At 73.4% G+C, this 23,175-nt stretch carries 18 protein-coding genes; 10 read left to right on the forward strand and 8 right to left on the reverse strand.

Annotated features, from left to right (window positions below):
• Positions 1-60 precede the first annotated feature (60 nt).
• Positions 61-1,047 (reverse strand): hypothetical protein, encoded by a 987-nt coding sequence (locus WMF19_RS09090; RefSeq protein WP_437898723.1) that lies wholly within the window; start codon positions 1,045-1,047, stop codon positions 61-63.
• Complete coding sequence (locus WMF19_RS09095) at positions 1,048-2,742, reverse strand: hypothetical protein (protein WP_437898724.1); 1,695 nt, start codon at positions 2,740-2,742, stop codon at positions 1,048-1,050. It lies immediately after the preceding gene.
• Between the two features lie 568 nt (positions 2,743-3,310).
• On the opposite strand from WMF19_RS09095, the gene rlmN reads away from it, so the two are divergent.
• A complete protein-coding gene (gene rlmN, locus WMF19_RS09100; protein WP_437328347.1) occupies positions 3,311-4,513 on the forward strand; it encodes a 23S rRNA (adenine(2503)-C(2))-methyltransferase RlmN in 1,203 nt (400 codons plus the stop codon).
• On the opposite strand, the gene WMF19_RS09105 is transcribed toward rlmN, so the two are convergent.
• Complete coding sequence (locus tag WMF19_RS09105; RefSeq protein ID WP_437898725.1) at positions 4,491-5,339, reverse strand: DUF5995 family protein; 849 nt, start codon at positions 5,337-5,339, stop codon at positions 4,491-4,493. The two genes, rlmN and WMF19_RS09105, sit on opposite strands and share 23 nt — an antisense overlap.
• 636 nt (positions 5,340-5,975) lie before the next feature.
• On the opposite strand from WMF19_RS09105, the gene WMF19_RS09110 reads away from it, so the two are divergent.
• Positions 5,976-9,440, forward strand: a complete 3,465-nt coding sequence (locus tag WMF19_RS09110; protein WP_437898726.1) for a nitric oxide synthase oxygenase — start codon at positions 5,976-5,978, stop codon at positions 9,438-9,440.
• Positions 9,441-10,241: 801 nt separating this feature from the next.
• The gene (locus WMF19_RS09115; RefSeq protein ID WP_437898728.1) at positions 10,242-10,658 is read left to right on the forward strand and encodes a hypothetical protein; all 417 of its coding nucleotides are present in this window, start codon (positions 10,242-10,244) and stop codon (positions 10,656-10,658) included.
• Between the two features lie 45 nt (positions 10,659-10,703).
• Here the strand turns inward: WMF19_RS09115 and WMF19_RS09120 are convergent, their stop codons facing one another.
• The gene (locus tag WMF19_RS09120; RefSeq protein ID WP_437898729.1) at positions 10,704-10,979 is read right to left on the reverse strand and encodes a hypothetical protein; all 276 of its coding nucleotides are present in this window, start codon (positions 10,977-10,979) and stop codon (positions 10,704-10,706) included.
• Between the two features lie 715 nt (positions 10,980-11,694).
• Here WMF19_RS09120 and WMF19_RS09125 point away from each other — a divergent pair.
• Entirely contained in the window at positions 11,695-11,925 is a 231-nt protein-coding gene (locus tag WMF19_RS09125) for a hypothetical protein (protein ID WP_437898730.1), read from the forward strand.
• Here WMF19_RS09125 and WMF19_RS09130 read toward each other — a convergent pair.
• The gene (locus WMF19_RS09130; protein WP_437898731.1) at positions 11,891-12,808 is read right to left on the reverse strand and encodes a hypothetical protein; all 918 of its coding nucleotides are present in this window, start codon (positions 12,806-12,808) and stop codon (positions 11,891-11,893) included. The genes WMF19_RS09125 and WMF19_RS09130 overlap by 35 nt on opposite strands.
• A 239-nt stretch (positions 12,809-13,047) precedes the next feature.
• Between WMF19_RS09130 and WMF19_RS09135 the strand changes: the two genes are divergently transcribed.
• Together WMF19_RS09135 and WMF19_RS09140 are read left to right on the forward strand one after the other, a co-directional pair.
• Positions 13,048-14,103, forward strand: coding sequence for a hypothetical protein (locus WMF19_RS09135; RefSeq protein ID WP_437898732.1), 1,056 nt, complete (start codon positions 13,048-13,050; stop codon positions 14,101-14,103).
• Positions 14,104-14,208: 105 nt separating this feature from the next.
• Positions 14,209-17,883 (forward strand): serine/threonine-protein kinase, encoded by a 3,675-nt coding sequence (locus WMF19_RS09140; protein ID WP_437898733.1) that lies wholly within the window; start codon positions 14,209-14,211, stop codon positions 17,881-17,883.
• Positions 17,884-18,071: 188 nt separating this feature from the next.
• Here the strand turns inward: WMF19_RS09140 and WMF19_RS09145 are convergent, their stop codons facing one another.
• From WMF19_RS09145 to WMF19_RS09155, 3 genes are all read right to left on the reverse strand, one after another.
• Positions 18,072-18,935 (reverse strand): DsbA family protein, encoded by an 864-nt coding sequence (locus WMF19_RS09145; RefSeq protein WP_437898734.1) that lies wholly within the window; start codon positions 18,933-18,935, stop codon positions 18,072-18,074.
• 71 nt (positions 18,936-19,006) lie between these two features.
• Positions 19,007-19,729 carry a zf-HC2 domain-containing protein gene (locus tag WMF19_RS09150; protein ID WP_437898735.1) on the reverse strand — a complete coding sequence of 241 codons (723 nt, stop codon included), beginning with the start codon at positions 19,727-19,729 and terminating at the stop codon, positions 19,007-19,009.
• On the reverse strand, positions 19,726-20,382 hold the full coding sequence (locus tag WMF19_RS09155; RefSeq protein WP_437898736.1) for an RNA polymerase sigma factor: 657 nt from the start codon (positions 20,380-20,382) through the stop codon (positions 19,726-19,728). Before WMF19_RS09155 ends, WMF19_RS09150 begins: the two co-directional genes overlap by 4 nt.
• Positions 20,383-20,753: 371 nt before the next feature.
• On the opposite strand from WMF19_RS09155, the gene WMF19_RS09160 reads away from it, so the two are divergent.
• The 4 genes from WMF19_RS09160 (at position 20,754) to WMF19_RS09175 (ending at position 22,861) form a co-directional block, all read left to right on the forward strand.
• The gene (locus WMF19_RS09160; RefSeq protein WP_437898737.1) at positions 20,754-20,885 is read left to right on the forward strand and encodes a hypothetical protein; all 132 of its coding nucleotides are present in this window, start codon (positions 20,754-20,756) and stop codon (positions 20,883-20,885) included.
• Between the two features lie 93 nt (positions 20,886-20,978).
• Positions 20,979-21,611, forward strand: coding sequence for a hypothetical protein (locus WMF19_RS09165; protein WP_437898738.1), 633 nt, complete (start codon positions 20,979-20,981; stop codon positions 21,609-21,611).
• On the forward strand, positions 21,593-22,213 hold the full coding sequence (locus tag WMF19_RS09170; protein ID WP_437898739.1) for an RNA polymerase sigma factor: 621 nt from the start codon (positions 21,593-21,595) through the stop codon (positions 22,211-22,213). The genes WMF19_RS09165 and WMF19_RS09170 overlap by 19 nt, the downstream gene beginning before the upstream one ends.
• Before the next feature lie 57 nt (positions 22,214-22,270).
• Positions 22,271-22,861 carry a Uma2 family endonuclease gene (locus WMF19_RS09175; protein ID WP_437898740.1) on the forward strand — a complete coding sequence of 197 codons (591 nt, stop codon included), beginning with the start codon at positions 22,271-22,273 and terminating at the stop codon, positions 22,859-22,861.
• Positions 22,862-23,175 lie beyond the last annotated feature (314 nt).

Below are 23,175 nucleotides of genomic sequence, written 5' to 3' on the forward strand. Positions count from 1 at the left end.
CCGAGCGCCCTTGCGAAGCGCGAATCGTTCTGCCGGGATGTCCCCTCTGGCGCCTGGCCCCTACCGCCGCCCCTTGCTCCGCTTGCGCGTCCCCTGGACGATGCGCGCCGCGTAGCGCGGCGTCGGGGCGGTCGCGCCGAGCGCCGCCGACAGGCGGTCGACCTCCGCATCCGAGAAGGACGTCTTCCGGAGCGCCGCGATCGCGTCCGCCACGACGTCGCGCGACTCGGGGCGCTCCGCCCGCGTCTTCTCCTCGAGCCAGCGCACGACCTCGGGGAAGCGGCCGGCGAGGGCCGCGATCTGCGCGGGCATCCCCTGCCGGAGCAGGCGCAGGCCCTGCAGCCGCTCGTCCGCGCGCGGGGAGCGATCCGAGAGCACGAACGCCTCCTCGAGGCGCTCGACCACCTCCGCGCCCGCCGAGAGCCGGGCGAGCAGCGTGCGCTCGGCGAGCGCCTCGAGCGCGACGTACGCCTGCAGGTAGCCGTCGGTCCAGGACGAGAGCTCGCCGACCACCGCGTCGCCGCGCGCCGCGATGACGGCGCGGAGCGCCGCCACCACCCCGTCGCGCACGACGCGCCGCGGGTCCTCGGCCAGCTCCTCGAGCGCCTCGAGCGGATCCAGCCCGCCCTTCCCGCGGCGCGCGCCGCCCGCGCGCGGCGCCTGCCCCGCTCCGCCCGCCCGCGCCGCGCCCTGCACCGCGAGCGACGCGAGCGCCTGCGCCGCCACGATGAGCGCGTACTCCTCGGCGGTCGAGCAGAGCGCCCGCACGAGCCGCTCGGCCGGCGCGCCGCGGTCCGCGATCGCCGCGCCGACCGCCCGCGCGAGGTCCAGGTTCACGCGCGGCAAGGGGGCGTTCGGCCCGAGGTCGGGGCCGGGCGCGCGCACCCCGCCGCGCCGGGCGGGCAGCCCGGAGCTGCGATCGAGCAGCGCGAGCAGCTCGGCCGGATCGCCGAGCTGCACGGCGCGCTCGATCGCCGCATCGATCTTCGGGTTGCGCAGCGCGCCCGGGGGAGTCGCCCCGCGGCGCAGATCCGACGTGTCAGCCATTCAGAACCCCAGGGAAAGACCGACCTCCGGGGAGAGGACGGTGGTCACGGCAGGAAAGGTGAGGCTCGCGCGGAGCGCGAGGTTCAGTGAGAGGGCCTCGATCGGCGCATAGGCAACGCCCGCGCCGACCGACGCGAACCCCTGGCCCGCTTGCCGGGTCGCGAGCAGCGTCTGTCGCCGGGCCTCGACCCTCCCGCTCGCCCCCGGCCTCGTGCAGGGGCTCGTCCTGTCGGAAGGGTCGGCCCCGCAAGCGGTCGCGTCCTCGAGGACCTCCACGTCGACCTCGGTGTCGACCTGCGCGACCCCGGCCGCGGCGAGCACGAACGGGCGCGCGCCGAGCCGCTCGAACGGCCGCGCGCCGAGGAAGTACTGCGCGCGCGCCTCGAGGTGGAGCGGCAGGAACGAGGCGCCGCCCCCCGTCGTGCCGCCGGCCGCGAAGCCGACGCGGCCGCCGACCGTGAGGTTGTCGAGGACCAGCCGATCGTAGGCGATCGTCACCCGCGACGTCGCGAGCGCGAAGCCGAGGTTCACGTCGTTCGCGACGTCCGGCGTCGGCGTGCCGTCGTACCGGGTCCCGTCGCCGCGCAGGCACACGAAATGGTCGCTCCGCTGCGACGCGACGGTGCACACGCCCCGGCCGGAGAGCAGCGCGACGTCGGGGGAGAAGGTGAGGGCGACCCAGCGCCTCCGGACGTCCGGCGCAGCCTCCGCTGCGGGTCGCGCGACGCACGCGCCGCCGGCACAGGCGAGCCCGCGGCTGCACTGCCGGTCGTCGAGGCATTGCCGCGGGCGCTCCTGCTCCGGAGCCGCGCACTCGGCCGGCGGAGCGTGACCGGGCCAGCGGGGCGGAGCCGAGGTGATGCTCTCCCGGATCTGCGTGACCAGCGGGGCGTCGCGCGTGCCCGCGCTCGCGAGGATCGCGCCGTCCTCGTCGACGGCCGCGACGTGGTAGCGGAGCGCCCCCTTCTTTCCCACCGCGGCGCAGGGCACGTTGATGCCGAACCCCTGTCCCCGCAGCTTCTTCATGACGAGGGAGCGGACCTCGCGCTCGCCGGGCGCCAGGTACCAGACGGTCACCTGCTTCACGCTGGGCAGCAGCTCGGCGGGGACCTCGACATAGAGCGGGACGGGCGTGCGGACGCGCTGCTCGGGCAGCGGCGCGATCTGGAGCTGCGCCTCCGCCCCCTCGCCCGCCGCGGGCGACCCGGCCGTTCCAGGCGGCGCGGGCGACCCGGCCGTTCCAGGCGCCGCGGGCGACCCGGCTGCCCCGGCGCCGGTGGCCGCGCGCGCCTGCTCGAACGCGGACGAGGACTCCGGGTTCGCCAGATCCGGGTCCAGCTTCGCCGACGGATCGACGCGGAGGGCGTCGGCGAAGGCGCCGCGCGCGTCCTCCAGCCCGTTCCTGCTCTGAGCGAGCACGGTGCCCAGCGCGACCAGCAGCCTCGCCTTGACCGCAGGCGAGCAGCCTGACTCGCCGCAGGCGTCGAGCGCGGCCCGGAGCTTGCGCTCCGCCTGGGCGAACCGCGTCTCGAGGTAGTCGGTCCCCATCGCCTCCTTCAGGGCCGCCTCCGCCTGCGCATTCCGCGGCGGAGCCTGCGCGGCCGCGGCGCCCGCGGCGAGCCACCCGGCGACGCCCCCCGCGATCGCGAGGAGCGCGCGCGGCGCGCGGGAAACAGGGCCGTTGCGTGCGGACATCGGCCCGCAACGTAGCCCACCGGTGTGTCCGCGAGCGGTAGAAAAGCTCGGGCGCTGGAGCCCCGCTCACCCGATCCTGGAACACGCCACGCGCAGGAGGGACAAATAATCCACAGGTTGTTCCCAGGTTGTGGAAACCCCGTGGGACCCTGACACCTCCGCGGAGCTGCCGGGTCCTGCGCCGATCGCGGGGCGGCGACCCCTCCAAGCGCCGGCGCCAGCCGAAGCCAGCCCGGGCATGGACGCGCCGCCCACACCGATGCAATTGATTTTTCTGCGATTTCTGGCGCTCCGTTGCCCGGCGCGCCTCCCGACTTCCGGGCGCTAAACTCCCTCCTTCGGAACCAATCTGCAACCCAAAAATCACGTTCCCGAGCCCGGTTTGACAGTCCACATGCTTGTCCACAGATTGGCCACCTGATGGCCCCAGACGACGCGCAGGTTTCGTGTCGGACAGGGGGCGCCGGGCGAGTTCTCGCTTGTCTTTCGGGTGGCGATCGACATGCGATTGACAAGCGCGGCGTCGCTGGGCCGCGCGGCGCCGCGCGCGGCGTGCTAGCGGGTGCGCATGCGCGTTCCGGAGATCCCCGAAGAGATGGCGTCGCCCCCGCGCGCCGGCGACCCGCCGGCGCAGGTCGCGGGGCGCCCGCTGATCCGGAGGAGCGCGCGCGTCCCACGTCGGCGCGCGCAGCTCGCCGACCACGACGCGGCCTCGCTCGCCGAGCTGCTCTGCCGGGCCGGCGGCACCGCGTCGGCGGCGCGCTCGGTCGCCGGCAAGGTGGTGCGCCACGCCTTCGGCGCCGAGCCGGGCGCGCCTGTGCCTGCGCCGGCCTGGGACGCCCGCGCGCTCGCCGCCCTGGGCGTCGGGGCCTGGGCGCACGAGGCGTTGCTCGAGCTCGATCCGGCGCCGTCGCTCGAGATCGCCGAGCGGGCGCCGGCGCAGGACGACACGCTCCGGCTCGTCCTCCGCGCGCGCGACGGCGCGCTCATCGAGTCGGTGCTCATCCCGGGGCCCGCCCGCACCACGCTCTGCGTCTCGAGCCAGGTCGGCTGCGCCCGGGCCTGCTCGTTCTGCGAGACGGGGCGCCTCGGGCTCGAGCGCCAGCTCGCCGCCGGCGAGATCGTCGATCAGGTCCGGATCGCGCGGGCGCTCGCGGCCGAGCGCGGCGGCGCGCCCCTCCGGAACCTCGTCTTCATGGGGATGGGGGAGCCGTTCGATAACCTCGGCGAGGTGCTGAAGGCCATCCGGCTGCTCACCGATCCGCGGGCCTTCCGGTTCGCGCCGTCGCACGTCACCGTGAGCACCGTCGGGGTGGCGGACAAGATCGAGCCGTTCTTCCGCGAGGCGCGGGCGGAGCTCGCCGTCAGCCTCAACGCCCCGGACGACGCCCGCAGGCAGGCGATCATGCCCGTGAACGCGCGCTTCTCGATGGCGGCGCTGAAGGAGGCGATCGCGCGTGCGCTGCCGCAGGGGCGGCGCGTGCTCTTCGAGTACGTGCTCTTCGATCGCTTCAACGACGCCCCAGAGGACGCGGATCTGCTCGCGGCGTACGTCGCCGGGCTCCGGTGCAGGGTGAACGTCATCCCCTGCAACCCCGGCCCGGATCCGGCGCTGCGCCCGCCGTCCGCCGCGCGGCTCGACGCCTTCGTTGCGCGGCTGTCCGGCCTTGGCGTGACGACGCTCGTGCGGCGGCCGCGGGGGCGCGACGTGGGCGGCGCCTGCGGTCAGCTCGCGGGGATGGCCCGCGTCAGGCAGCCAGGGCCAGCGTGAGGGCGGCGCCGCGGGCGAGCGGCGCCCCGACGCGGAGCGCTCCATGGCCCGCCGCGAACGTACGGGCGATCTTCCCCGAACGCTGGTTCATCCGGACGAGCACCGCGCGCTTGCCCGCCTCGCCCGTGTGCCCGAGCGTCGCGAGCAAGGAGAGCAGGTCGGTCCAGACCCGGTCCCGCCAGCACTTGAGCAGGTACATCACGACGCTCGAGACGGCGCGCTCCACGTCCCGGCTGAAGGTCGCGACACGGGCAAGCGGGCAACCATAACGAACGCGCAGGATCGCGAAGATCTCCGGCATCGCCGCCGCGAGAATTTCATTCACAAGGTCGTGGTCGTGACGGTAGCGCCCGAGAAGCCGGGCGTCCTGCGCCGCGCCGTGCTGGACGATGTTCCGGTAGAGCCCGAGGGCCAGGTCGTAGTTGATGTGCGCGTTGATGCCGAGCAGCCCGTGCACCGCCGCCGCCGCCCCGCCCGCGCTGGCGCACCGGAACGCTACGTCCCACGCCTCGACGCCCGTCGACCGCCCTTCCAGCGACGCCGCGAGGGCCGTCAGGTAGTACTCGCAGAAGATCCCCGCCAGGCGCGAGATCCACGCCGGCTCGAGGAACCGGCCATCCGAGCCGCCGACGACCGCCTCTTCCACGCGGCGCGTGATCACGGCGTAGACGTCGGGGAACACGGCCCGCGGATCGTTCCTCTCGCGCAGCCGCGCGGCGACCGTCTCGAGCGCGACCAGCGCCTCGGAGACGTTCGCCGGCGCCATCGTCACGCCCTGCAGGACGGGATGACGCGCGGCGGACGCCGCGGGATGGGACGCAGCCAATGACCGCGTCTGCTTGCTCCTCATCGCCAGGGGTTGATCCGAAGTAAGGGTCTTCATGGCTGCGCTGAGCGGGCGAATTCAAGGATCGTGCCCGTATGTCCGGTCCGCAGTCGTACACAGCCACAGGATGTACGAGCGCACGCAGAACGGCGCTCGAGCGCGCGCGGCAGGCGCTTGCACGCTCGTTCGCCTGGTCTCCCTTCATGTCGGATTTCCCGCGAATACAGCGGAGGACGCTCGCCCGTAGGCCCGGACGAGCGGGCGAGGCCTGGGTGACGCCCCGCGGCTGCCGGCGGCGGGACCGTCGAGCGGTGACGCGTCAGCGTCGCGCCCAGACGCGGTGACAGCGCAGGCCGGCGCACCAAAGTGCCCCATGGGGCAGATTGTGACGCGCGGACGGATCCCCTCCACGCAAAACAGGGGATCCCCCTACGCTGCGCGCACCCTGGTGGCCTGGGTGCGGCGGTGTGTGCTGGATCGCGCGGGCGTTTTCGGGTTTCGGCCGGCCGGGGGATGCGCCGTATCCTGGGGCGGAGCGCTCCGCGCCTGCGCGCAGCCATCGGCCATCGATCGTCGATGCCGCCCGGCGGCCGCGAGGGCGGTTGCGCTCCTCCGCGGCTGCCCCTGCCGAGCACCATGAGCTTCCTCAAGATCGTCTGTTCCGAGCCCAGAAACGACCTCGCCTCCTTCCTCCAGTCGCTGCCGATCGAGCCCGCGGAGCGGGCCATCGCGCTCGTGATGAGCACCGCGGATCTCGCCTATCCGCTCGTGGCCGCGCGGACCTTCCTCGCGTCGGCGAGGGAGGTGGGCGCGTCGCACCTCCTCTGGGTGGCGCCGTACTTCCCTCCCTCGAGCCGGGTGGGGCAGCAGATCCGCGACGCTGAGGCGTCCGTGCGCGCCTCCGGCCAGCCGGTGACGACGGTGTGGCACGGACCTCTGCTGAGCGCGCTCAGCCTCTGGCGCGAGGACATCCGGCTCCGCCGCACGCTGCCGCTGCCGCTCGGCGGCGGCGTGTTGCCCTGGGTGGCGCCCGCGGACGTGGCCCGCAGGGCGATCCGAGCGCTCGAGCAGCCCGGCGCGCCGGCGCCCGTCGTCTGCGGCCCCGCCGCGTGCTCGGGCGCCGAGGTGGCGGCCGCGCTCTCCCGCGGCCTCCGCGCCGGCCTGACGAGCGAGCGCTTCGCGTGGCGCCGGTTCGAGGAGATCGATCGCGACCACAACCGCAAGCTCAGCGAGGACGAGCTCCTGCCGTACCTCACCGGCCTCGGGATGCACGCCGACGAGGCGAAGGCGCTGCTCCTGGCCGCGGACACGACCGGGGACGGGACCGTCGACTTCGAGGAGTTCACCGCCGGGCTGCGGGGGCGGCTCGACAACCTGGTCCAGCAGCTGCTGCGCGAGGACTCGTTCGAGCTCCGGTACGTGGACACGCCCGCCGATCAATCCGTGGCGGCGCTGGTCCAGGCGGGCCTGCGGAAGGCGGCGGCCGAGGCGCTGATCGAGGGCTGGGCGAGCCTGGCCAGGGAGGGGATCCCCGCCGACGTCCGCGGGTCCGACGAGGCCTGGCTCGAGCTGCCGCCCGCGGGCGTCGACGCCTGGGCCGAGCGGCACGCGCTCGATTTCGTCAACGTCCACCTCCTGCCCGGGCAGGGGCTGCTCTCGCGGCGCGAGGGGGTCGTCGAGAGCAGCGCCGCGATGGGCGCCCTGGCGGGCAAGGAGGCAGCGATCTCGAAGATCGTGGACGGCGGCGGCCGCATCCTGTCGCTCTCCCGCGCGCTCGACGGGAGCGGCGTGTCGGCGCGGTGGCTCGACGCCCCCACGGAGAGCCTCCGGTGGGTGCCGTGCGGGGATCGCGACAAGCGCCGCGCGCTGCTCGTGTCGAGCGGGCAGCTCACGGGGCTGCACGTCGAGGGCGAATGGCAGGACCTCCCCTCGGCGATGCGGCTGCTCATGGCGCGCGGCCCGCTGCCCGGCTGGCAGCTCACGACGTTCCGGGAGCTCGGCGAGCTGAAGATCGATCAGCCCGCGGCGCTGTTCGAGCCGAACGAGGTCGTGTGCAACTGCGCCGGGGTCAAGCGCGGGCAGATCACGAGCCTCATCGAGGCCGGGTGCGCGACGCCCGCCGAGCTGTCGGAGCGGACGCGGGCGGGCCAGATCTGCGGCGGCTGCGCCCCGGCGGTCGCCGAGATGTTCGGCGGATCGAGCCTCCAGCAGGCCGAGGTGAAGGCCGCGCGGGAGCTCTCCCCCGGGATCTTCCAGATCACGCTCGCGCCTGTCGGCGGCGCGCCTGCGGCGTCGGCGCCCGGGCAGCACGTGCTCGTGCAGGGCTATCTCGATCGGCGCTGGGTGGCGCGCGCGTACACGCTCTCGGCGCCGGCGCGCGCCGGCGGCGACTACGAGATCACGGTGAAGCGCGAGGAGCTCGGGGTGTTCTCGCGGTGGCTGTGCGAGCGCGCCGCGGCCTCGCTGCTCCGCGCGTCGGCCCCGAAGGGCAGCTTCGTCCTTCCGGCGCCGCCCGTGGAGCGGGTGGTGTTCCTCGCGGGCGGGATCGGCGTCACGCCGGCGATGGCGATGCTGCGGGCGCTCGACGGGAGGGCCGGCCGCCCCGACGCGCGGGCCTTCCTCCTCGACTGGTCGGCGTCGCGCGCCGCGGATTTCGCCTATTTCGAGGAGGATCTGCGCGCGATCGCCGGCCGCACGCCCGGCGTCGCGTTCCGCCTGCGCGCGACGAAGGCGGAGGGGCGGCTGTCCAGGGAGCAGGTGGCCGAGCTGTATCCCTACCGGCCGGGATCGCGGGCGCTCGTGTGCGGTCCCGATGCCTTCATGCGCGACGCGCAGGAGCACCTGCGCGCGGTGGGCTGGCCGCCGGACGCCATCCAGCAGGAGCTGTTCAGCTCGAACGTCGACACCGCCGGCGAGGTCCGCCCGACGCCGCTCCGGCGCGCCGGCGCGGCGCGGGCGGCTGGCGGGGTGTGTCCGGTCGAGCACGGGTCGTTCCACGTGACCCCCACCGCGCCCGAGGCGGTGCCGACCGAGGCCGAGGCGTTCCTGCGCCAGTGCTACGCGGAGCTCGGGGTGCCTTCGGCGGTGGAAGAGCGCTGGCAGGAGGTGCGGGCGAGCCTGGAGAAGCACGGGACGTACACGCACCTGCCCGACGAGCTCGCCTATGGCGCCCGGCTCGCGTGGCGCAACAGCTCGCGCTGCATCGGGCGCTTCTTCTGGTCGACGCTCCACGTGCGCGATCTGCGCCACCTGAAGACGGAGGAGGAGATCTTCCAGGCGCTGGTGGAGCACCTCGATCTGGCGACCAACGGGGGCGACATCCGGGCGACCATGACGGTGTTCAGGCCGGGTGAGCCGCGGATCCGCATCTGGAACGGTCAGCTGGTCCGCTATGCGGGCTACCGGCTCCCGGAGGGCGGCATCCTCGGCGATCCCGGGAACGTGGAGCTGACGGACCAGGCGCTCGCGCTGGGCTGGCCGGGCGGGGAGCGGACGCGCTTCGATCTGCTGCCGCTGATCATCCAGATCGGCGACGGCCGGCCGAAGTGGTTCGAGCTGCCGCGGGAGAAGGTGCTCGAGGTGCCGATCGAGCACCCGCGGTATGCGTGGTTCGCCGAGCTCGGGCTGAAGTGGCACGCGCTGCCGGCGGTCTCCAACCTGGCCCTCGATCTCGGCGGGATCCAGTACACGGCGGCGCCGTTCAACGGCTTTTACATGGGCACCGAGATCGGCGCGCGCAATCTGAGCGACGTGACGCGGTATGACCAGCTGCCGCTCATCGCGGATCGCCTGGGGCTGGACCGGACGCGCAGCGACACGCTGTGGCAGGACGCGGCGCTGGTCGAGCTGAACATCGCGGTGCTGCACTCGTTCCGGCAGGCCAAGGTGCGAATGATGGACCACCACACGCTCTCGGAGTACTTCAAGAGGTTCGAGCAGCAGGAGCGGCAGTGCGAGCGCCCGGTCTATGCGGACTGGACGTGGATCGTCCCGCCGATGTCGGCGTCGACCATGGCGGTGTTCCACACCAACATGGAGAACAAGATCCTGAAGCCGAACTATCTGTATCAGGACGATCCGTGGAAGGAGCGGAAGGGGTAGCGGCGGAGGCGCATCCACGAGCGGACGCAGGAATCTGGTCTGGTACCGCGTCGCCTGACGGAGTTCCTCTCTGGCAGAGAGAGAGGTGTTGCCGAGACGCCCGGCCCGCGGAGGGGGTGCTCGTCGCGCGGGCGCGGGGTGGGGCCCCGCCGAACTCGGTCCCTGGATGTGAGCGAGGTGTTGCCGAGACGCCCGGCCCGCGGAGGGGGTGCTCGTCGCGCGGGCGCGGGGTGGGGCCCCGCCGAACTCGCCTGAGCCCTCTCTCCTCCGGCAGAGCCGGAGGCGAGAGGGCTCAGGCTCAGACATCGGCCCATCCCCACCCCGCGCCCGCGCGACGAGCACCCCCTCCGCGGGCCTACCGCGGACGCAGAACCAGGAGGAACTCAGGCGCTCATGCGGGCCGCCGACACGGGCGGACATGCTCGAGGGGGACGGATGGTGCGCAACGGAGCGAGTGAGCCGCGAGGGGTGGCGGAGGGGGGGCGCAACGGATCGAGTGAACCGTGAGGGGGTGGCGGAGGGGGGGGCGCAACGGATCGAGTGAACCGCGAGGGGGTGGCGGAGGGGGGGCGCAACGGATCGAGTGAACCGCGAGGGGGTGGCGGAGGGGGGGGCGCAACGGATCGAGTGAACCGCGAGGGGGTGGCGGAGGGGGGGGCGCAACGGATCGAGTGAACCGCGAGGGGGTGGCGGAGGGGGTACGCAACGGATCGAGTGAACCGCGAGGGGGTGGCGGAGGGGGGGGCGCAACGGATCGAGTGAACCGCGAGGGGGTGGCGGAGGGGGGGCGCAACGGATCGAGTGCGCCGCGACAGCGTGGCGCTCGGTACGAGCGAGTACATGGCGCCCGAGCAGGCGACGGGGATGGTTCGCGAGATCGACGGCCGGACCGATGTCTTCGGCCTCGGCGCCACGATGTTTCGGGTGCTCTCCGGGCGCGCGATCCACGGCGACGTGGCCGATGCGCGCCTGCTCATCGCCGCGGCGACGGAGCGGGCGTCGTCGCTCGCGCTGTGGGCGCCGGACGTGCCCTCGGAGGTGTGCGACGTGCGCGACGTCGTGGATCGCCCCCTCGCGTTCCACAAGGTCGAGCGTTACCCCGATGCGGCGACGATACGCGGCGACGTCCGCGCGGTGCGTGCGGGCCGCCTGCCGCCGTACGTCGTGGCCGTCGAGGAAGGGCCGATCCCGGCGGGGGCCCCGCTTCCTCGTCGCTGAGGGAGCCCACCGCGCGAAGGGCGCCCTGCGCGGCCGCGGCGCGCGTCAGCGGCCGCGGGCGCAGCGGAGCCGGCCGTTGTCGTTCGCGATATCTCCTCTGCACCTCCTGAAGTCGTCCAGGCGTGTCCTGTTGAAGTGTCCCCGCCGGTCCTCGCACCTGGCGAACAACGTGCCTCGCTCCGTCCGGATGTCCCTGCACGTCCTGCTGTAGGAGCCGCGTGGTGGCCGATCGCGCTCCTGAGCTTGCGCCACATCGCTGCTGGACAGCACGGCAGACAGCGAGAGCGCGCCGAGGACCAGCGCGCCGAGCAACTTCTTCATGGTTCCCCCCTTTGGCGCACCGCCCTGCGGAGCGGTGCTGCTGACGATCTCCTGGGGCGGGCGCTCCGGATGCGCAATCCTGCTGGAACCGGGGCCCTGGTCCCGAGCGTGGACCATCGAGCCGCAGAGACGCGGCAGGCGCGGAGAGGCGTGGAGGCCGGAGCGCTGGTCTTCTGCGCTCTGAAGCCGTGATTCTCCGTGCCTCCGTGGAACGAGCCCTCTGCATCTTCCAGAGCGCGTCGGCCTGTTCGTGCTCTGATACGTGGGCGGCGCGTCCATCGTGCCGGGATGTGATACGTGGAGATGGCTAGAGCATCGAACACGTTGAAGCTCCGAAGAAATCAACGGAAGGGAAGACAAACCGCAAGGGGCGCAAGGGGCGCAAGGGGAAGACAAAGACTATCTCGTCTCTGGTCATTTGCGCCCCTCGCGCTGTTGCGGTTTGTCTCTTTCTCGCATTCCTGGCCCTTGGCGCTGGACGGGAGCCCGACGGACGCGGGCTGCATCCACGCGGTCTGCATGCACCCGGCCGGCGCACCGCCGGCAGGGACATTTCGCGTCCGCCACGCGGGCGGCGCTCGCGCTTTGTGATGAGCGGTATCCAGCGGCGCTGCTCTGAACGGCGCAGCCGGAGATCTACGAGCCGTTCGGCTCTCGGGCCGTCGACGAGCACAAGGTCGTCGATGGGGCCGCGCCGCGGCTCGACCGACGGCCGGTGCGGCGCTTCGAGCTCTTCGCCTGCCCGGACGCGCTCGGCATGGCGGCGACGGCGGACCCGCACGTCTTCGTGGACGGCGACGATGCCATCGGCGGCGCGGGCGCTGTGCGGCTCATGGTGCGAGGGCCCTTTCCGGAAGGGCCGCTCATGCTGCCGCGGCCGTTCCGGTGCCGAGGTGCGCCGGCGGCGGCGCTCAGCGCAGAGCCTGCTGTGCGCTGGACGCGGTGAGCGCCTGCGCGTGCCACCGCTCCAGCGTCGCGAGGTCGGTGCACGTCTCGATGCGCGCCGCATCCTCCGGGGCGAGCCCGAGCTGCCGGTGTGCAAGCACGCGGCACAGGGCCGCGCGCGCCTCGTCGAGGCGACCCTCGAGGCGGCCTTCATGGCGACCTTCGTCGACCAGACGCTGCTTCATCTTGGGATTGGCCGTGAGCAGGACCTCCAGGATGCGGTCCTGGCGCGCGTCGATCTCGGGATCGCCGGTCCTGGCGAACCGCCACAGGAGCTCCTCACGGGCCATCGTCGACATGGGCAAGTACTGTAGCATGGACAGCACCCATTCAAGCGGCCGGCGCGGCGCCACCCAGCGGGCGAACTCGTCGAGCGCCTGCCCCGAACGGGCGACAAGGAACGGCACCAGCTCGTCGCGCAGCGGGAGCTCGTTCGCCGCCACCCACACGAAGCAGCGCCCCAGCGGCTCCACCGCGTAGCAGCCAGGAGCGAAGCGAACGGGATGGCGCGCCTGCCTCAGCCACTCCGGAACGTGTGGCGCTGCCAGCCAGAGCGGCGTTTCACCCGGCCAGGACGGAGCCCGCTCCTCGACCCGCTGCACCTGCCTGGCCTGCCGGCGAAGCAGGGCCCGCTCCACCGCGCTCATGTCCAGATGATCCCCCGCGAGCTTCAGCTCGACCACGATCTCTTCGTACATCTGAGCGGCCGGCCACGGAGCCGGCAGATGCGCAAGGATGCCCGGGCGGTGAATCACGAGCAGTCCGTCGGCCTGCACCTTCTCCAGCCTGATCTCGGGTGGATCCCGCCACAATACCGCACCGGCCGTGACCCGCTCTGTCTCTTCGGCAAACGTCCGCTTCGCGAACAGGTCCGGCTGACCCATGGTGTTGCGGGAGGTAGCAGACTGGGAGCGCTGCAGCCAACGTCACGTGCAGGCGGCAATCTCACGGATCGCCGTCTGAGGACAAATCTCGCGATGTCGCCGCTCGGAGCGCGATGAAATGTGCGATTCTCGAACTAAAATTGAGCTGTCTCCGTAAAGCAGCTGGCAGGTGCGTTGCCGCCGGTATCTCGCCGTCAATGGCCTCGCGGACCGGCTGAGAGCATGTTATGCACGAGGGCGTGCGACTCTTCTTCACGATCGCGATGTCCGTCACGTCGGCTGCCGTCGGCTTGAGCAGCGCCGGTTGCGCGGACGATCACGTCCCCGCCTCAGGAAGCCAATCCGGCGGCGGCGGGGGTCTCGGCGGCAATGGCCCCGGCGGCGGGGGGCTCGGCGGCAACGGCCCCGGCGGCGGCGCGGAGGCGTCGTCCGCATCGAGCGGCGCAGACGCGTCCAGCTCGGCCGGCGCCGGGGGAGGGGAGGAGGGACAGCTCGACAGGTTCGGGATTGCGATGCTGCGGCCCACGCTGCCTTCCGGCAAAGCGTGGTTCTCGACCTGGGACAACGGCGTCGCGCGCAGCTTTTCGGGGATCGACCCGGCCGATGCCTGGTTCGACGCCGACCACGGCGATGCGTCCTATGACACCGACGGCCAGGGCATTCTCAAGATCAGCGGCCGCGTCCCGCGGATGTATGTGCACGACCCTGCGCTCGCCGACTCATGGCGCGACGTCGAGGTGACGATGTATTTCCTGCGGGCCGCCGACGACGGGACACCCTATGGCGGCCTCGTCGCCATGACGCGCACCAACCACGGCACGATCGGGGACGAGGACGTCAACCAATGCGACACGCGCGGGATCGCCGCCCGCATGCGGTATGACGGCAAGATCGATTTCGAAAAGGAGACGAATCACCCCGCGTCGACGGCCATCCTCGGCAAGACGTACTGGGAAGGCGGCATGCCGGAGCAGGTATGGATCGGGTACAAGCAGCTCGTCTACGACCTGCCGAACGGCGATGTGAAGCAGGAGCTCTGGATTGACGAGACCGACGGCGCGAGCGGGGGCACCTGGGTGAAGATCCACGAGCACGTCGACCAGGGGACCGACTTCGGCGTCGGAGGCGAGCCCTGCCGGCCGGGCGTCGATCCCGCAATGAGGCTCACGCGGGAGCCGACACGGGAGGGCTCGGAGACCGGTAAGCCCAACATCAGCGTCTATTTCCGGAGCGACGGGGTGGGCTCCGACGGGCTCCTCTACAAGAAGGGCAGCGTCCGCGAGATCGTGCCCTGACGGCGCCCGCGCACGAACGCATGAGCGCACGATGGAGAGCGCGAGCGACCGGTTCCTGGGGGAGCGCCGGGGTGGCTAGGGTATGCTCGGCGGCGGATGCCCAGCTTGTCGCCGAATTCCTCCGGAGCCCCGCTCGGGCAGGGCGCCCGCCTCGGCCCCTTCCGGCTCGTCCGGCAGCTGGGCAGCGGCGGGTTCGCGCCGGTCTGGCTGGCCGAGGAGGTCTACGAAGGCAGGAAGCTCCGCGACGTCGCCATCAAGCTCTTCTTCGTACCAGAGCAGCTCGCGGGCTCCCCCGACGCGACGGCGGCGTGGCGAGACACGATTCTCGACGAGGCGCAGGCGCTCTGCCGGGTCGAGCACCCGAACGTCGTGCGGTTCTATTCGTTCCAGCGCGACGACGCCCTCGGCGTGGTCGGCCTCGTGATGGAGTATGTGGCCGGCACGAGCCTCGATGAGCTCTCTCGCGAGGCCGGCCGCCTCCCCGAGCGCGTCGTCCTCGAAGCGGCGTCCGCCGTCGCCTGGGCGCTCTCCGCTGTGCACACCGCCGGGCTCGTCCATCGGGACGTCAAGCCAGCCAACGTCGTCCGGGGGTCGGGCGTCTACAAGCTGATCGATTTCGGGATCTCCGGGGGAAATGCGCGGAGCTGGGTCGATCGGGGGCGCACCGCCCCCGCGGGGCCGCCGCCGACCGTGGCGGTCGACGGTTATTCCGGCACGGTGCTGGCCGAGGAGCCGGCCGGCGCGACCATGACCTTGAGCGTGCCCGTGGTCGCCGGCGGCGTCCGGGAGCTGGGCTCCGTGCTCGCGGGCACGCCCGGCTACATCGCCCCAGAGTGCGCCGTCGGCCAGTCCGCCACGCCCGCCAGCGATCTCTACGCGCTCGGCGTCCTGATCTTCCGCCTGAGGACCGGCAGCCTCCCCGCCGAGATCGAGCGGCGCAACGGGGAGGCAGCGCACTGGCTCCTCGTGCCGCGGCGACCGGCTCCCCCGCTCGAGGCGCTCGTGCCCGACCCGACGGCGGCGACCGGGCTCCTCTCTCGCCTCACCGCGACGCTGATCGCCCTGGATCCTCAGAGCCGCCCCCGGCACGCCGATCAGGTCGCGCGCGAGCTGGATCGCATCCTCGCCGCGCTCGATCCCGAGCTCGCCCCGGCAGGGAGCAAGGAAGGGTCGCAGCCGCCAGTTCGCGGGTCCGAGCGATCCGCGCGGTCGCCGCCCGAGGACCGCCCCGCGCGGTCGCCGCCCGAGGACCGCCCCGCGCGGCCGCCGCTCGAGGACCGCCCCGCGCGGCCGCCGCCCGAGGATCGTCCCGCCCGGCCGCCGCTCCTCGGACGGCGGGCCGAGCTCGACGCGATCGCGCGCGCTGCGCAGGCCGCACAGGAGGGCCGCGTGCGCGGGATCGTGGTGGGCGGCCATCAGGGGATCGGGCGCAGCCGGCTGCTCGACGCCGCGGTCGAGCGCACCGGCTGGGACCTGCGCCACGTCGTCCGGCTCCGGTGCCTGCCGGAGCGACGCAGCCCGTTCTATCCGCTGCGCCGCGCCGCCGAGGAGCTCGTCGAGAGCGACGTCCCCGAGCTCCGCGCGCTCCCCGCGGCGCTGGAGCGGGCGCTGTCTCCGGCGCTGCTCCCCTCCGCGGACGAGGTCGCGCACACGGTCGAGGCCATCGAGGACGCGCTGCTGCGGGCGAGCGCGCGCGAGCCGCTGCTGCTCCTCGTCGACGATCTGCAATGGGCCGACGCGGCGACGCTGGAGCTGATCAAGCTGCTCCTGCGGCGCGCCGCCGCGGAAGGGCAGGGCCGGCTGCTCGTTGTGGCAGCCGCGCGCAGCGAGCCGAGCCGGCCGGCGCCCCTGCGCGCCCTGCTGGGCGAGGTGCGCGCGCGGGTGTGCCCCGGGGTGGCCTACCTCGGCCTCGCGCCGCTCGACCTCGAGGCCGCCGCCGAGCTCGCGCAGGCGGTGGGCCGAGGCCTGCACCTGGAGGGCACGCTGGGCGGGGCCGCGGCGCCCGCTGCCCCGCTCGCGCCCGCGCTGGAGCGGGCCGTGGTCGCGACGTCCGGAGGCGTGCCCTTCTACATCGTGCACGCCCTCATGGCGTGGAACGAGAGCGGCGCCCTGGCGCTCCGCGACGGGAGCCTCTGCGCCGCAGACGACCGGGCCCTGCGGGGGGAGGTCCCCGGCGTGGCCGATCTGCTCGAGGCCCGGGTGGCCTCGTTCGCGGCCGACAGCGCCGCCGAGCGCAGCGCCCTGCGGACCCTCGCCGCGGTGGCGCTCTGCGGCGGCGGGCTCGGCGTCGACGTGCTCCTCCGCGTCGTGGGGGACGACGAGCGCGCCGAGGCGGCGCTCGAGGCGCTCGTCGGCGCGGGCGTGCTGACGGCCTCCGGCGACGCGCAGGAGTACAGCTTCCCGCAGGAGATGCTGCGGCAGGCGGCGCTCCACCTGACGCAGCGGCGGCCGTGGTTCCAGCGGCTGCACCGGGCGCTGCTCGACGCGCTCGCGGAGGGCGCGCAGGGGCGCGTGGACGCGGGGCTGCTCGGCGCGGGCTACGAGCGGCTCGGCGCTGTGGCCGAGGCGCGCCGCTGGCTCGGCCGCGCGATGGCCGAGGCGGCCGCCGCAGGGCTCTTCGAGGAGGCGGCGGCGCTCGCGGATCGGCTGGCCGCGCTCGCGGCGGATCCCGAGGCGCGCGCCGGCCTCGAGATCGACGCGGTCCGGGCGCTCATCCAGGGACGGAAGCTCGAGGAGGCGAGCCGGCGGCTCGCGCGCCTCTCGGAGCACGCCGTCGTGGCGCGCGGCGGGCCGCTCGACGTGCGCCGGCGCATCCACCGGCTCGAGGTGGCGCGCGGGCTCAGCGAGGCGGGGGCCGACGATCCCGGGCTGCTCGCCGACGCGGACGCGCTCGGCGAGGCCGCGCTCCGCTGCGAGGCGCGGCTGGCGCTCGCAGGGGTCGCCGCCGGGGATCGCGCGATGGAGCTCGCGGGCGAGGCGGTGGAGCTCGCGGCGGGCGCGGGCCCCGCGGCCGAGCTCGCGGCCCGCGTGCTCCGGTGCGAGCTGAACTACGCGCAGAACCGCCGCGATCACGGGCTGCTGGAGCGCGATCTCCAGCGCGCGCTCGCCATCGCGGCGCCGCTGGCCTCGGCGTGGCACAGGGTCCACATCGGGGGCGATCTCGCGGTGCTCGAGGCGGAGCTGGGGCGGACCGGCGTGGCGATCGACCGGCTGCGCAGGCTCGTCGCCGAGGCCGAGCAGCAGGGGATGCGGGGCCAGCTCCGGCTGCTCCTGCAGAACCTCTCGGCCTTCCTGATGCGCGAGGGGCGCGCCGCCGAGGCGGCGGAGGTCGCGCAGCGGACCGCGGAGCTGGCGGCGCAGGACGGGGACCCAGCGCTCCGCGCGGCGGCGCTCTCGCTCCTGGCGGCGGCGCTCACGCGGGCGGGCCGGCCCGCGGCCGCGCTGGAGAGCGCGGATCAGGCCGAGCAGCTCCAGCGGGCGCGGGGGGACCGGTACCACGCGCTGACGCTGCTCCGGCGCGCCGAGATTCAGTGGGAGCTGGAGCGGGTGGGGGACGCCCTGGAGGACGCGGTGGAGGCCAGGCGCGTGGCCGAGGAGCACGGCGACGACAGCATCGCCGCCGGCGCGCGCCTCTGGGCGGCGCTGCGCCGCGCGCAGCTCGGCAGGATCGAGGCGGAGCGCCGGCGGCTCGTCGGGGAGGTGCGCGCGTCGAGCCCGCGCGTCATCGGCCTCCTGCGGGGACTCCTGCCGGAGATGGCGGCGTGGCTCGACGAGGGGTGATCACGTCGCCGGCTTGGGCGCCACGGCCGGCTTGAAAGGGCGTGTGATGACGCAAAGGCGGACGAGAAAGCGCCGGAGCGCGAGCACACCAGGGCGCCAAAGCAGACGGAGAACGAAGCTCCGGCGCCGCCCGCCGCGTCGCTGCTTTCAGATCCAGGTCTGGCAGAGCTATTCCGGGCGGAAGGAAGCTACTTCCCCGCCAGGGCGCGGTCGATGGCGGTGCGCAGCACGCCGATGGGCTGCGCCCCCATGACGCGGTGGCCATTCACGAACAGCGTGGGCGTGCCCTCGATCGCGAGCCGGTCGCCCTCCTCGAAGTCGGCGGCCACCTGGGCTTCCAGCGCGGGGGACTGCATGTCCCGCGCGAACCGCGCCACGTCCAGCCCGAGATCCGCCGCGCGCGACTCGAGGCCCGCCTGGTCGAGCGCGCCCTGCGCCTTGTCGAACAGCGCCGCCTGGTACTCCCAGAACTTGCCCTGCGCGTGCGCCGCCAGGGACGCCCGCGCCGCGACGCGCGCCTGCTTGTGGATGGGCAGGGGACGGTGCTTGAAGGTGAGGCGGAGCTTGCCGGGGTACTCCTGCTCGATCTGGTCGAGCACGCCCGCGAACTTGCTGGAAAATGGGCACTGGAAATCGGAGAAGACCACAAGCGTCACCGGCGCATTGGCTGGGCCGCGGGTCGGCGCATTGCGGATGTCGACGTGCTCGACCTCCTCGCCGATCATGTGCTCCGGCCCGTGATTCCCGGCCCCGTCGCACGAGCCGCAGTCGCCCCCCGGCTCCGGATCGCAGGCCCGCCCGGGCCCGTGGATCGCGGGCACCTCCGCCGCATTTGCGGCCGCGGGCTTCTGTGCCGCCGCCTTCTTGGCCTCGGGCTTCTTGGCCTCGGGATTCTGAGCCACAGCGCGGAGCGCGGCGGCCGTCGGCGCGACCTCCTCGATCGGGGCCGTGTCGTCCGGCGCATTGCTGCACGCGGCGGTGAGCACGAGGGCGAGGGCTGTGGCGGCAGCGCGGAGAGGGAAGGCGAGCGGGGAGCGGGTCGAAGTGCGCATGGTCTGTTCCTCCTCGGCCCGCGGCGCGCGGGATTCGCGTCGCCATTGTGGCGTCGCCGTTTCGTCGGGCCTCACTCTCCCTGTGGCCGCTGCGACTCGGGAGTTACACACGACATATCAGCGCACGCCATTTCGTCGTCGCAGGCCGGCCCGGCGCTCGAGCCGTCACCGCCCGGCTGCTCGGACGGATCGCCGTCGACGTCGTGCCCCCCGGGCGTGTCATCGCAGACCTCCCCGCAGGCCGCGCCGTGCTCTTCCTCGACGACGATCTCCGGCGGGGCAGGCGGCGCGCTCGGGGCGATGCTCGGCGCGGCCACGCGCGGCTCCGGCGCGAGCGGCGTCGCGGCGTCGCGCGGCAGCCCGAGCAGCGCGGCCCCGAGCGCCAGCGCGACGGCGGCCGCGGCGCGCGGGAGCCACCTCTTCAGGGTGCTCGGCGCGCTCATGGCGTGCGCTCGGCTGCCCCACCTCCCCGAGGGCCCCGCCGCGCGCCGGCGCGCTGGCGCCGGGGCTGCTGCGTGGTCGACCGTCGGCGCGGCCGCGCGCGCGGGCGCGGCCTCCTCGGCGCGCGCCTCGCGCCCCTCGTCGAGCACGCGCATCAGGATGGATTCGAAGGGCGGCGGCTCCGGGATCTCCGCCCCGCGGGCCGCGAACAGGGCCTGCTCGCGGCGCACCCACGCGAGCTCCTCGGCGCACGCGCTGCAGCCGGCGAGGTGCGCCTCCACCTCGGCCGCCTCCGCCGCCGAAAGCTCGCCGAGCGCGTACGCCTCCACCACCTCGGGACGGCACCCGCTCATCGCCCACCTCCGTCGTACCGCACGAGCTCCGCGCGCAGCTCCTGCCGCGCGCGGTGGATCTCCACCTTCACCTTGGGCAGGCTCCACTCCATGAGCCGCGCGATCTCCTCGTAGCTGAGGCCGTGATCCAGCCGGAGCAAGAGCGCCGCGCGCCGGTCCTCGCCGAGCTGATGCAGCGCCCCGGCCAGCACCGTGAGCGCCTCGCGCCCCATCAGCTCGTCCTCCGGCGTGCGCGGCGCCCCCGGCGCCCGCGCCGCGCACGCGGCCGGGCGCTCTTCCCAGGCGTCGAGCGGCCCGTCGTCGAGCACCTGCCGCCGCCGCCGCCGCGCCCTCCGGTGCTCCAGCGACACGTGCCGGGCGATGCCGAACAGCCACGGCGCGGGCCGCTCTGGCGTCTCCAGCGTGTGCAGCCGGTGCATGGCCCGCACGAACGTCTCCTGCGTCGCGTCGGCCGCCGCCGCCGTGTCCCCGAGCAGATCGCAGAGGAAGCGGTGGATGGCCCGCGCGTGCGCCGCGTACAGCGCCTCCAGCGCGCGCCTCTGCGCGGCGGGCTCCGCCCCCTCCACCGGCGTGCTCACCGGCTCCTCCCCCTCCTGGACCGCGAGCGCCGGGGCCGCCATCCAGACCTCCGAGAGCGATGCCACGAGCCTCATGTGGCCGGACCCGCCCCGGAGTTACAGAAATAATCGGAAGGCCTCCCCGGCTGCCGTCTGGCGGTGAGTGTCCGCCGGAGCTGGAATCTCCTGCTGGCACGCAGCGGCGGCGCTCGCCGCGTGACGCGCCGATGCTACTTACGGATGCCACGGATCTTCTCTCACGAAATCGACACCCACCGGCTGGAAGCCCTGGTAGCCTCCCGCGCAGCGACGTCGAGGCGCTCGCGCAGCGAAGGCCGTCGCTCGGGCGCGGCTTTCCTCTTGACGTTGTATGGGCTCCTCGCGCGCGCACGCGCGTGCCACAGGTCGCCCGACCGGGCCAAGAAAGCGGACGACGTCCACGAGCCGGCGCTGATAGCCTTCCGGACATGCCGATCGAACCGCCCGACCCGCTGAGCCTCGCCCGCTTCTTCCAGCACTTCCTCGTCTTCATCGGCCTCGGGACCGCCGTGCTCCCCCGAGCCATCCAGCGGCCGCGCCGGCGCCACCGGAAGCCGTAGGAGGCGCGAGCTCGCCCCGGACACCTCCCGTGCTCCTGCACCGGAGGGGCGCGGTTTTTGGCCCGAAACGAAGCCCCGCGTACCGTCGGCGGGGTGATCCCCTCGCTGTATGGGCTCGCCGTCCTGTCGGCGGCCCTGGCCTTGGTCGTCGCGCGGTATCGCCCCGAGCACCGCCCCATCGCATGGCTCCTCGGGTACGGGGTTGTCTCCGACGTCGTGCGCCGGGTCATCCGGCTCTACGTCTTGCAGCCGGCGCGGGCCGAGCTCGGGGGAGCCCCATTCACGGGTTGGGTTCGCGTCGCCGGGCACGTCGAGAGCGCCTTGTTCGTCGGCTGGATGGCCGGGGTGGCGGCGCTCGCGGTGTGGATCTTCAGCCGGCGGCGCCCGTGGGGTGTGCTCGCGGTGTACGTCGTGGCGCTCGCGGGCCTCGCTGCCGGATACCCCACCTTCCGAGGTGAGCTCCTCGGCAAGGCCTACGTCGCCTTGCAGCTCGCGGCGCTTTGCACGTCCGTCGGCTGTCTGCTGCTGTGGTTCGCCGGGAGGGAGCGGGCGAAGGTTCACCACGTCGCGACAGGCCTGATCATCATCACCGAGCTGTCGATGCTCGCGGGCCCCTACCGCTTCGGCGTCTTCACTGCTTGGGATCTCGCGCAGTCGATGCTGATCGCGCTGTACGTCACGATCGTTCCTGTTCAGGGCGTAGCGGTATGGCGACGGACGCAGTAGCGTTTACCCTCGCTCAGCTCGTCGTCTTCCTTCTCGCAATCGTCGTTCACAACCGGCGCTTCGCGCCAAGGCGCCTCACGTCTGCCGAGCTCGTCGCGCAAGCAGGCGTCGTCAGCGCCCTCGTCGCGCGGTACCTCCGAGGTCGCCGGGCGACACGCGAGGACGTCAAAGACCTCGCGCAAGACGTGCTCCTCGCCGCGTGGGAGGCCAGCGAAGAGGACCGCTACCGCCCCGACCCGGACGTGCAGCCCGCAGAAGCGCTTCGTGTCTGGATACGGGCGCTGGCCTATCACCGCGTCCGCCATCACCTCGAAAGTGCCCGGGTGCAGCGCGAGGAGATCGTCGCGACCCCGCCGAGCACCGAGCACGAGGCACCGACTCCTGATGAGGCCATCGAGCGTGAGGAGCGGCGCCTCGCCTTCCTCGAGGCGCTGCATCAGCTCCCCGTGCATGAGGGCGACGTGATCATTGCCCACGACATCTTCGAGATGTCGATCGAGGACGTGGCCGAGCAGCAAGACGCGCCGGTCAGCACGGCTTACAGGTGGCGCTCCCGCGGGATCGATGCGCTGATCAGGGCGCTGCGGCCGCGGCGAGGGTGAGCGACGGGCGGACCTGAACGCCTTGCCCCGCCGCCCGCCCACGGGCAGGCTTCCGTCGTGGGCCAGTCCGCCGAGAAGCAGCGCCGCGCGACGTACGCCGACCTCGAGGCCGTCCCGCCGCACAAGGTGGCGGAGCTCATCCGGGGCGTGCTCCACGTCATGCCCCGGCCGGCGCCGCGACATGCGAATGCCGCGTCGTCGCTGGGGGCCGACCTGCACAGCGCCTTCCAGCGCGGGCGAGGGGGCCCCGGTGGCTGGTGGATCCTGCACGGGCCCGAACTGCACTTCCCCGACCCGCACGCGCCTGGTGAGATCGACGCGCTCGTGCCGGACATCGCCGGCTGGCGCCGCGAGCGCATGCCCGAACTGCCCGAGACAGCGTACTTCACGCTCGCCCCGGACTGGATCTGCGAGGTCCTGAGCGTTTCCACCGAGGACGTCGATCGCGACGAGAAGATGCCGATCTACGCGCGCGAGGGCGTGCGGCACGCGTGGCTGGTCGACCCCATCCAGCGGACGCTGGAGGTGTACGTGCTCGGCGCGGATCGCCGCTGGGGACCTGCGGTCGTCCACCGCGACGCCGCCCGCGTCCGCGTCGAGCCATTCGACGCCGTCGAGCTCGATCTCTCGGTGCTCTGGGCGAGCTAAGGGAGCCCCTCGTCCGTCACGGAGCCGGGAGTCCATCGCCCGGCGGATGGCGGATGGTTGATGCGGCATGATACCGCCCGTGACTGTTGCCGATTCGCTTTCGATCCAGAAGCCCGATCGAGAGAAGCTCGGTCTGAAGCACATCCGCGAGTTCATGGACCGCGTCTCCGGCGCCGATCTGCACGCCGACCGGGCGTTCGGTTACCAGGAGCGAGGCGGGTCGCTCGCCAGAGCATCGGTGGGCAGCGGCGGCCGGCACTCGCCGACCTCAGGGGGCCGGCGCCACGCTCCGGAAGACGGACGGCGGAGCCCTC

Origin of the sequence: Sorangium sp. So ce124, from assembly GCF_051525235.1 — a bacterium.
In the GTDB taxonomy this organism is placed as follows: Bacteria; Myxococcota_A; Polyangia; order Polyangiales; family Polyangiaceae; genus Sorangium; species Sorangium atrum.

What these genes read in the sequence shown, in the direction of transcription:
- WMF19_RS09090 (WP_437898723.1), bottom strand. Translation starts at nt 1,047, where the DNA reads ATGGCTGACACGTCGGATCTGCGCCGCGGGGCGACTCCCCCGGGCGCG.
- WMF19_RS09095 (WP_437898724.1), bottom strand. Translation starts at nt 2,742, where the DNA reads ATGTCCGCACGCAACGGCCCTGTTTCCCGCGCGCCGCGCGCGCTCCTC.
- rlmN (WP_437328347.1), top strand. Translation starts at nt 3,311, where the DNA reads ATGCGCGTTCCGGAGATCCCCGAAGAGATGGCGTCGCCCCCGCGCGCC.
- WMF19_RS09110 (WP_437898726.1), top strand. Translation starts at nt 5,976, where the DNA reads ATGAGCTTCCTCAAGATCGTCTGTTCCGAGCCCAGAAACGACCTCGCC.
- WMF19_RS09120 (WP_437898729.1), bottom strand. Translation starts at nt 10,979, where the DNA reads ATGAAGAAGTTGCTCGGCGCGCTGGTCCTCGGCGCGCTCTCGCTGTCT.
- WMF19_RS09130 (WP_437898731.1), bottom strand. Translation starts at nt 12,808, where the DNA reads ATGGGTCAGCCGGACCTGTTCGCGAAGCGGACGTTTGCCGAAGAGACA.
- WMF19_RS09145 (WP_437898734.1), bottom strand. Translation starts at nt 18,935, where the DNA reads ATGCGCACTTCGACCCGCTCCCCGCTCGCCTTCCCTCTCCGCGCTGCC.
- WMF19_RS09150 (WP_437898735.1), bottom strand. Translation starts at nt 19,729, where the DNA reads ATGAGCGGGTGCCGTCCCGAGGTGGTGGAGGCGTACGCGCTCGGCGAG.
- WMF19_RS09155 (WP_437898736.1), bottom strand. Translation starts at nt 20,382, where the DNA reads ATGAGGCTCGTGGCATCGCTCTCGGAGGTCTGGATGGCGGCCCCGGCG.
- WMF19_RS09160 (WP_437898737.1), top strand. Translation starts at nt 20,754, where the DNA reads ATGCCGATCGAACCGCCCGACCCGCTGAGCCTCGCCCGCTTCTTCCAG.
- WMF19_RS09170 (WP_437898739.1), top strand. Translation starts at nt 21,593, where the DNA reads ATGGCGACGGACGCAGTAGCGTTTACCCTCGCTCAGCTCGTCGTCTTC.